Genomic DNA, 8,862 nt, shown 5'->3' on the forward strand with positions numbered 1-8,862 from the left:
CTGCCCGGACCGTCCCGCTGATCCGCTACTCCTCCCAGGGCCAGCCGGCGTTCGCCCCGGATTCCAGGAGCGGGATCAGCCGGAAGGCCGCGTCGCCCAGGCCACCGAAGGTGTGCCGGTGGGCGCCGCCGCTGGGGCCGTGGCCCGGGGCGTAGCCGGCCAGGTTCCAGGTGTAGACGGGCACGTGGGCCGGGACGGCGGCGAGGGGGTCGCCGCCCCAGTGGCCGGGGCCGGTCTGCTCGTCGGTGACGATCACCACCCGGTCGTGGCCGCGGTAGTGGGTGCGGACGGCGTCGGCGGTGTTGGTGCCGCCGAGGTCGGAGAAACGTTCCAGCACACGCAGTACCGCCTCGCCCCGGCCGACGTCGACCACCTGGCTGGTGGTGCCGAACTCGACCAGGTCCGCCTCGGCGGCCCGGACCTTCAGCGCGGTGCCGAAGATCGCCGCCGAGTCCGCCCGGTTGAGCTCGGTCGGCCCGCCGGAGCGGTCGAACATCGAACCGGAGCGGTCCACCAGGATCAGCGTCCGGCCGGGCAGTTCGGGCACATTGGCCAGCGAGTGACCGAGCGCCGTCTCCAGCGCGTGCCCCCAGCGCAGCGAGGGCACGTTGCGGTGCGCGGCCAGGTAGCGGAACGGGAACTGGCGCGAGCGCCGCACCTCGCCCTTGTCGGAGATCCGCCGGGCCACCTCGGCCGCGACGGCGTCCGAGACCCCGGCCCGGTCGAAGTTGCGCAGGTTCCGGACCAGCGCCATCGGACCCATCGACGGGATGACCGCCTCCCAGGCGTCCGCGTCCAGCGGCCCCTGCAGCCAGCCCGCCAGCGCCTCCCAGGTCAGCCCGGCGGCGGCCAGCCGCGCGGCGCCGCCCTCGGCGGTCACCGCCGCCCGGCGCTCCTCGACGGGCAGCGCCAGCAGCTCGCGGTTGGCGGTCAGCATCCGGTCGGCGGCCGGCGGGACGGCCTCGTCCGGGCGGTGCCTGCGGTCCAGCGCGTACGCGAACAGGGCGCCCTGCCACTCCTTCGCCGGGTCCGGCGAGGGGTGGGTCAGCTCGATCACGTCGCCGAAGCGGTAGCCCTTGCCCGCCGTGTCGTACTTGAGCAGCGAGCGGGCGTCGTACAGGTGCCGGACGGCGTCCGCGACCCCGCGCTTGAGCGGCTTGGGCAGCGCCCGGCCGTAGCGCGAGGTCCAGTAGGCGAGCAGCTCGCCCGGCTCGTCGGCGCGCCGCAGCACCGCCGCGACGGCCTGCCGGGAGTGACCGTGGGCGCCCGCGTCCAGCCGGGCGCGGGTGAACTCGGCGGCGCCGACCAGGGCGGCGGTGCGCATGTGGGCGCCGTAGCGCAGCCAGCGCAGCAGCCCGACGGTCCACTCCGGCTCGGCGACGGCGAGTTCGCGCACCAGCGCGGTGTAGCGGTCGTCGCGCTCGCCGCCGCGCTCGTGGAAGGTGTCCTGGCCGACCATGTTGGCGATCGCCAGCAGGAAGAGCTCGGACTTGCGGTCCCGGACGAAGCCGGGGCCGCCGTTGTGGTTGACGGTGCGCTCGCCGGTGGTGGCCACCGGCGAACTCGGACCGGCCTTGGCCCTGCGGAAGTTGAACCTGGACATGCGGAAGCCCCCCTCGGCGTGCTGGTGTCAGTGGGAGGGAGGCATGCTGCGGCAGCGGTGCCCGGGGCCGTCATGGCTGACGCGGACCCGGGCACCACGAAGAGCTGCCTCCCGAGATCAAAAAGTGGCGGCGGTGTTTCGCGGGCTCGAACCGCAGCGCCCTGGGGGCGCCTCACCAAGAAGTAACCGCTGCCGTCGCACCGGGAGGTGCGGACGAACTATTCACGTGTGGGTGTCCAGAGATCGAAGGCGGCTGAGGTGACATAGCTGCTCTACCGACTGAGCTACACCGGCGAGTACCAGCGGCGGGACTCGAACCCGCGACACGCCCATTAAGAGTGGAAGTAACCTCTGCCTGCGCACCTGGACGAGAGAAACCCTAGCCAGGCCCCTCCCGTCACCGCACTCCATTTACCGCCGGACCGCCGTCCCGTCCGCTCACGCCGGAGCGACGATCACCGCCCGGGCCCGCTCGGTCAGCTCCCGCACCCGGCGTTCCCCCTGGAAGGGCTCCAGCCGCCGCAGCATCTCCACCACGTACTCCCGGCTGCGCTGCGAGGAGATCCGGCCGGCCACCTCGACGGCGCGCTCGCCGGCGGCGACCGCGGCGTCCAGGTCGCCCGCCTCCGCCTCGGCCATGGCCGAGACCACCAGCCGCAGGCCGTGCGAGCGGACGAAGCCCTCGGTGGGCGTGGCCAGCGCCTCGCGGGTGAACTGCCGGACCTTGGAGGGCACTCCGAGGTCGCGGAAGCACTCGGCGGCGTCGGCGGCGAGCCGGTCGTAGGCGTAGAAGTCCATCCACGCCGGATCGGGATCCCCGGCGCGCGCCCGTTCGAGCGCGCTCTCCGCCGCGCCGAGCGCCGTCGCACACGCCGCCGCGTTGCGGGCCTTGGCCTGGGCCCGGGCCTCGACCAGGTGGAAGAAGCTCATGGTGCGGGCGGTGGCCAGGCCCCGGTTGCGCTCCAGCGCGGCCTGGGCGAGGTCGACGGCCTCCTCGGCGAAGCCCCGGTAGCCCGCCTGGAGGCTCATCGAGGCCAGCACGTAGCCGCCGAGCGGGACGTCGGCGGCGGCCCGGGCGAGCCGCAGCGCCTGGATGTAGTAGCGCTGGGCGGCCTCGTGCTGGCCGGTGTCGAAGGCCATCCAGCCGGCCAGCCTGGTCAGTTCGGCGGTCGCGCCGAACAGCGCGCGGCCGACCGCGTCGCTGTACGAGGCGAGCAGCAGCGGCGCCGCCTCCACCCGCAGGCACTCCGGCACCATCGACGAACGCCAGTCGCCGCCACCGTACTTGGAGTCCCAGCGACGGGCCTCCTGGGCGGCCTCGCGGAGCTTGGCGGCGTCCGAGTGGCCGACCCGGTAGGAGGAGGTGTCGGTGGGGGAGCGCGGCACCTCGCGGGCCACCGAGCCGTCGGCGGGGGTGATCAGCCAGCGGGAGACGGGGGTCGCGTAGGCGGCGACCGAGAAGGTGCCGGCCAGGCTGTCGCTCCAGCGGCCGCCGCCCGGGCCCCGGCGCAGGTCGAGGTCGACCCGCCACAGGTCGGTCGCCGAGCGGACCGCGTCGGCGACCTCGCGGGGGAAGGCCAGTCCGAGTTCGGGCGCCGGGTCGGTGTCGCCCAGGCCGATCTCCTCCAGCGGGACGGGCCGGCCGAGCTTGCCGCCGATCGCGGTGGCGATCAGGTGCGGGACGGGCCCCTGCGGCACCATGCCCTTGCTGACCCAGCGGGCCACCGAGGTCTTGTCGTACCGCAGGGTCAGCCCGCGTTGGGCGCCGAGGTCGTTGACCCGGCGGGCCAGTCCGGCGTTGCTGATCTGGGCGAGGGTCAGGAGCGTGCCGAGCCGTTCGTTCGGTCCACGTGGGCTGACGGTCATGGTGGCGGCTGCACCTCCTGCGGCCTTGTGCGCGGGGCCCGGGCGGCACCGGGCCGTAGCTGCTGTACCTAGCGTAGTCGGACGCGTTCCGACGGTTAAGAGGTCGCATTCCGGATGGCGGGATCGCGCACTCGGCCGTGCCGCACCGGAGTTGGTCCGGACCGCTCGGATCCGGCCGACCGCGCCGCGCGCCGGAGCGTCGTGCTCCGGTCCCGTGTACACGTGCGCCCGGCCGTGCCCCCTGGCCCGACCGGCTGGTCGGCGATTCGCTGGTGGTCGTGGGTCGGCCTGCCGTCGAGGACCCGGCGGGCCGGGGGACGCCGCCGCCTCAATCCCCGCGGGTGGTGGTGAAGTCCGGGAGGGCATGCGGATGCCCTCCCGGGCCGGGCGACGCCTTTCGGCCATCTCGCGATGCCCATGTCAAAGGCGTTTCGCCGGCGGTCCGGGCCGGGGAGGGGGAGGCCCGGCCCGCCCGCTCCCCGGAGCGCGGGACGGATCGAACTCCCTTCCGGCGGACGGAACTTGCCCACGCGCACCGGACGGAGCTCCGGCCGGGAGCGGGCCCGCGCGCGCATCGGTGCCTGCCCGCACGGCCCCGGCGACCCGTCGAACGGCCGGTCCGAACGGAGGCGGAACCCCGGAACACCGGCCACGGCGACGCCCCGCGGTGGCACGATGTCTCCTGACGGCGCGTCCGAGCTGCGGGGACCCGCCGGGACGCGCCCGGGCCGCCACGGCAACACCACCCGGCCGCCCGGCGGGCGGCGAACGCGCCGCACGGATGCAGGTCCTCGTCCGGTGGAGGCGCGATGCGGTGGCTGACGGGCTGGTGCACGGGTGCGTCGAGCGCGGGCACCCCGGCGCACGAACTGCGCGGCGGGGTCGAGCCGATCGCCGCCCGCCCGCTGTGGTCCGGGCCCGACCCGCTCTGGGCCGTGGGCGACTGGCGCCCCGCGGAGATCCGCCTGGTCACCCACCGCCCCGGCGCCCCCGCCGTGGTCAGCACCGGCCCCACCGAGCCCGACCGGATCGAGGACACCCCCGCCACCACCCGGCTCGCCGTCCTCGGCCACTGCGGAGCCACCGACGCCGAGCTCGCCGCCGGCCTCGCCGCCGCCCGCGGCGGCGCCGTCCGCCACCTCACCGCCTGGCCCGGCAGCTACACCGTCGTGCTGCGCTCCGGCCCCCGCTCCACCCTGCTGCTCACCGACCTCGCCGGCGCCCGGCCCGTCTTCCACACCCCGTGGGCCGGCGGCACCGCGTACGCCACCGCCGCCCTGCCGCTCGCCGACCTGGTCGGCGCCCCGCTGGACACCGGCCACCTCGCCGCCCGGCTCGCCTGCCCGGAGTCCCCCGAGGCGCTCGGCGCCGGCACCCCGTACCTGGGCGTCCAGCGGGTGCCGCCCGGCCACGTGCTCGGCATCCGCGGCGGACGCCCGTACCTGTCCGGCTACGACGACCCGGCCGGCGCCGAGCAGCCGCGCGACGAGGCGCCCGCCGTCCGCGAACTCACCCGCGCCCTGCTGGAGTCCGTCCGCTCCCGGGTCCGCACCACCACGCCGGTCCCCGACCCGGTCGGACGGGCCCGGCTCGGCGTCGACCTCTCGTACGGGACGGCCTCCGCGACCGTCGCCCTGCTCGCCGCCGCCGTCCCGCTGCCGCCGGTGCCCGCGGCCACCGCGGCGGCCCGGGCGGCCACCGCCGGGGCCAGGAGCGGCGCGGTCAAGGGCTCCTGGGCCCGTGCCGCCGCCCGGGAGGCCGCCGCCCCCGAGCGGTTGGCCGCCGTCACGCTCGGCGAGACCGGGCCCCCGGCCGGCCTCGCGCTCGCCCCCGACACCCCGCGGCTGCGGCACACCGTGCTCGACCCCGGCCCGGACACCCTCCCGTACGCCGGGCCGGGAGCCGACCCCCGGGCGGGCCGGCTCACCGACGAGCCCGGGCCCGAACTCGTCGCCGCCGCCCGGGCCGAGGCCCGCTTCGACGCCGGCGGCACCGACCACCTCACCGGCTACGGCGCCCGCCAGGTCCTGGACGGACACCCGGCCCGGCTCGCCGACCTCGTCCGGGCCGGGCGGCCGCGCGAACTCCTGCCCCCGGTCGTCGCCCTGGCCGGCGTCGACCGGGCGGCCGCGGGCGTGCTCACCGGCACGCTGCGCACCCCGCTCACCGTGCTCCGGGCCGCGCACCGGCTCTCCCGGGTCCGCTACGCCGAGGCGCTGGACGAGGCGGCCGCCAAGCTGACCGCCCGCCACGTCCCGGACGGCGGCGGCACGGCGGGGGCCCGTTCGGCCGTGGACCTCGCCTGGTGCGTGCCCGGCCCGGCCGCCCGCTGGCTCTCCGACGAGGCGCTCTCCTCGGTGGCGCTGCGGCTCCGCCTGGCGGCGCGCAAACCGGCGCCCGAGGAACACCCCGGCGCGTACCGGGCCCGACACGCCCTCTACCGGCAGGCGCGTGGGTTCCGCACGCTCGTGCACGCCGCCGAACAGCCCGGCCAGCGGCTGCACGCGCCCTTCCTCGACAACCAGGTGGTGCGCGCCGCCCGGCTGCTGCCCGACGACGTCCGCCTCCAGCCCGGCGCCCGGCACGCCCTCCTGCACGCCGTCCTCACCGGCGCCGGCCGCGCCGACCTGCCCCCCGACTGGGGCCGCGGCCCCCGCCCCGACCGCACCGCCCCCGCCCGCGCGGGCCTGCGCCTCGCCGCCGACGGCCTCGCCGAACTCTTCGACGCCCCGCTGCTCGCCGAAGCCGGCCTCATCGACCTCCCCGCCGTCCGCGCCCGCCTCGCCCACTCGGCCGACCCCGCCACCCCCCTCTCCCCCGCGGACCTCGCCGGCCTCGCCGACCTCGTCTCCACCGAGCTCTGGCTCCGCCGGGTCCGCGCCCGCCGCCACGGCGCCTGCTGGACCGGCCTGCCCAGCCCCCGCCGGCCCGCCCTCACCTCCTGAGCCTGTCGGGCCTGATGAGCCTGTCGGGCCTCCTGACCCTGTGGAGCCCGCGCCGACGACTCCCGCCGGCCCGCCCCACGACCGTGAGCCCGCCCCGCACCCCGCCCTGCGGCGCGGTTGCCGGGGCCGGGTCGGGGCGGCGGTGATGATGGCGGGGGTGTGGATCCGGGGCGAGGAGGGTGCGCGGTGGCCGGTGGGAGCGCGGGGCGGGAGGTGCCCGTCGTGCTGTCGGTGCTCGGCCGGCCGCCGACGGGGCGGCCGCCGGGGGTGCTGGCGGCGTGCGACGGCTCGGACGGGTCGCTGTGGGCACTCGACCGGGCGATGACGGAGGCCGAGCTGTTCGGGCTGCCGCTGTACGTGCTCGCCGTGGTCAACCTGGCGCCGGCCGGCTACCCGCCGGGGATGGCGGAGCTGGTGCAGGAGAGCGTGGAGACGCTGGTCGAGAGCATGGCGGACGGGCTGCGCCGCTCGGTGGCCGCCGTGCAGCGCCAGCGCCCCGCGCCGTACGCGGGGGAGCTGTCGCTGCACGTGGTGCTGGGCAGCGTGATCGAGGTGCTGCTGGAGGCGGCGACCCGGCAGCACACGCTGGTGATCGGCACCCGGGGCAACGGCGGCTTCGCCCGGCTGCTGATGGGCTCGGTGAGTTCGGCGGTGGTGCACCACGCGGCCTGCCCGGTGCTGGTGGTCCCGGCGCCGCCCGCGGTGTGATCCGCTCCACGGACCGGGCCGCCGGGAATGCACCGAGATGGTTCACCGTTCACCCATCTTGTACACATTCGCCAAGACGCCCCCTGGAGCCCCCCGCAATGAAGGTCGAGATCTGGAGCGACATCGCTTGCCCCTGGTGCTACATCGGCAAGCGCCGTTTCGAGCAGGCCCTGGCGGACTTCCCGGGCAAGGAGCAGGTCGAGGTCGTCTACCGCCCGTACCAGCTGGTCCCGGACGCTCCCGCGACCGCGAGCCCGCACCGCGCCTGGCTGGCCGAGCGCTACGGCCCGCAGTCGGTGGCGATGGACGCGCGGGTGGCCGAGCTGGGCCTCGCCGAGGGCATCACGTACGACTTCGACGCCGCGCTGCACGCCAACACCCTCCTGGGCCACCGGCTGCTGCACCTCGCCGAGGTCGAGTACGGCCCGGCCGTCCAGGGGCGGCTGAAGGAGGCGCTGCTGAAGGCGCACTTCACCGACGGCGTCGACGTCGGTGACCGCGCCGCGCTGACCGACGTCGCCGTGGCGGTCGGCCTGGACCGGGACCGGGTGACCGCCTACCTGGCGGGCGACGAGGGCGTCGCCGAGGTCGACGCCCAGCTGGCCGAGGGCCGCGAGCTGGGCATCAACGCCGTGCCGACCTTCGTCTTCGAGGGCAAGTGGGCCGTCCAGGGCGGCCAGGACGCCGAGACCTTCCGCAAGGTGCTGGACCAGGTCGCCACCGAGATCGGCGAGCGCCGTCCCGCCCCGGTGCAGGTCGCCCCGGCCGGGGAGGCCTGCGCGGACGGCTCCTGCGCCATCTGACGCCCGGCCGTCCGGCGCCGACCCGGGCGCACGGCACCGCGGACCCGAGGCCCGCTCCAGGACTCCTGGAGCGGGCCTCCGTCATGACCGACCGGAGGCCCGACCGGAAGACCACCCGGCGGACCACCCGGAGGCCCGACCGGAGGCCCGACCGGAGCGCGCGCCCGTCACGAGCACCGGAAGCGGGCCTGGGCCCAGTCCGCGACGTTCAGCGCCGACCAGATCCCGCTCACCGGCGTGACCACCAGCTTGACCGACTTCTGCCCGGCCAGCGGCACGTGCACCGGCACCGCGTCGTCGCCGACGGCCAGCGCGCGGGAGCTCCACAGGGTGCTGCCGTCGCCGCCCTGGACGGAGAAGACGACCCTGCCCGGCGAGAGCGTGGCGTCGTCCACCCCGGCCACCGCGTCGAAGGACGCGCAGCTGCGGTTGAGGTCGATCACGGTGGTCGCCGGGGCGTGCACGGTGATCGCGTGCGGGTGGTAGTCGCCGCCGATCCAGCCGCCGTCACGCTGCCAGAAGTTGTCGCTGCCCTTCTGCCGGATGCTCGGCTCGGGCGGCGGCACCCGGTTGTTGCCGGGCTTGAGCACCGGCAGCGAGTTGCCCCAGAAGTCACTGAGGACGGGCGGCACCGGCGTGGGGACGGTCGGGGTCGGCACCGGAGGCAGGGTGGGCGTCGGCACCACCGGGACGTCGGGCGTGGGCAGCGGCGGCAGGGTCGGCACGGGCACGACCGGGGGAGTGAAGGTCGGCTTCGGCGCCTTCGAGCTGCTGGGCGCGGGCGTGACCGGCTCCGGCACCCCGGTGGTGGCGGGCTGCGGAGTCCGGGAGGTGGCGGCCGGCTGGGCCGCGGGGCTCGCCGCGGGCGCCTCCGGGGCCGGATCGGCGGCGCCGGGCGCCGGAGCCGGGGCCGGGGCCGGGGCCGCGGTGGGCGCGG

Annotated in this window: 7 protein-coding genes; 4 read left to right on the top strand and 3 right to left on the bottom strand. The window is 76.7% G+C overall.

Annotation, left to right across the window (positions count from 1 at the left end; translation table 11 throughout):
* Positions 1-25: 25 nt before the first annotated feature.
* Entirely contained in the window at positions 26-1,603 is a 1,578-nt protein-coding gene (locus tag ACFWJ4_RS25660) for a TROVE domain-containing protein (protein ID WP_380547370.1), read from the bottom strand.
* A 438-nt stretch (positions 1,604-2,041) separates the two neighbouring features.
* Positions 2,042-3,469 carry an MFS transporter gene (locus ACFWJ4_RS25665; RefSeq protein WP_359913997.1) on the bottom strand — a complete coding sequence of 476 codons (1,428 nt, stop codon included), beginning with the start codon at positions 3,467-3,469 and terminating at the stop codon, positions 2,042-2,044.
* Positions 3,470-4,278: 809 nt separating this feature from the next.
* Here ACFWJ4_RS25665 and ACFWJ4_RS25670 point away from each other — a divergent pair.
* From ACFWJ4_RS25670 to ACFWJ4_RS25680, 3 genes are all read left to right on the top strand, one after another.
* Positions 4,279-6,414 carry an asparagine synthase-related protein gene (locus ACFWJ4_RS25670; RefSeq protein ID WP_380547373.1) on the top strand — a complete coding sequence of 712 codons (2,136 nt, stop codon included), beginning with the start codon at positions 4,279-4,281 and terminating at the stop codon, positions 6,412-6,414.
* Between the two features lie 186 nt (positions 6,415-6,600).
* Positions 6,601-7,122, top strand: coding sequence for a universal stress protein (locus ACFWJ4_RS25675; protein ID WP_380547376.1), 522 nt, complete (start codon positions 6,601-6,603; stop codon positions 7,120-7,122).
* Between the two features lie 98 nt (positions 7,123-7,220).
* Positions 7,221-7,925 carry a DsbA family oxidoreductase gene (locus ACFWJ4_RS25680; protein WP_380547379.1) on the top strand — a complete coding sequence of 235 codons (705 nt, stop codon included), beginning with the start codon at positions 7,221-7,223 and terminating at the stop codon, positions 7,923-7,925.
* Positions 7,926-8,092: 167 nt separating this feature from the next.
* Here ACFWJ4_RS25680 and ACFWJ4_RS25685 read toward each other — a convergent pair whose 3' ends face one another.
* Complete coding sequence (locus ACFWJ4_RS25685; protein WP_380547382.1) at positions 8,093-8,656, bottom strand: NPCBM/NEW2 domain-containing protein; 564 nt, start codon at positions 8,654-8,656, stop codon at positions 8,093-8,095.
* Between the two features lie 10 nt (positions 8,657-8,666).
* Here ACFWJ4_RS25685 and ACFWJ4_RS25690 point away from each other — a divergent pair.
* A partial coding sequence (locus ACFWJ4_RS25690; protein WP_380547385.1) for a hypothetical protein occupies positions 8,667-8,862 on the top strand: 196 nt, incomplete at its 3' end.

The organism is Kitasatospora sp. NPDC127067 (genome assembly GCF_042724755.1).
GTDB lineage: Bacteria > Actinomycetota > Actinomycetes > Streptomycetales > Streptomycetaceae > Kitasatospora > Kitasatospora lactacystinica.

Coding starts and splice junctions, on each gene's coding strand:
- ACFWJ4_RS25660 (WP_380547370.1), bottom strand. CDS start 1,603: ATGTCCAGGTTCAACTTCCGCAGGGCCAAGGCCGGTCCGAGTTCGCCG.
- ACFWJ4_RS25665 (WP_359913997.1), bottom strand. CDS start 3,469: ATGACCGTCAGCCCACGTGGACCGAACGAACGGCTCGGCACGCTCCTG.
- ACFWJ4_RS25670 (WP_380547373.1), top strand. CDS start 4,279: ATGCGGTGGCTGACGGGCTGGTGCACGGGTGCGTCGAGCGCGGGCACC.
- ACFWJ4_RS25680 (WP_380547379.1), top strand. CDS start 7,221: ATGAAGGTCGAGATCTGGAGCGACATCGCTTGCCCCTGGTGCTACATC.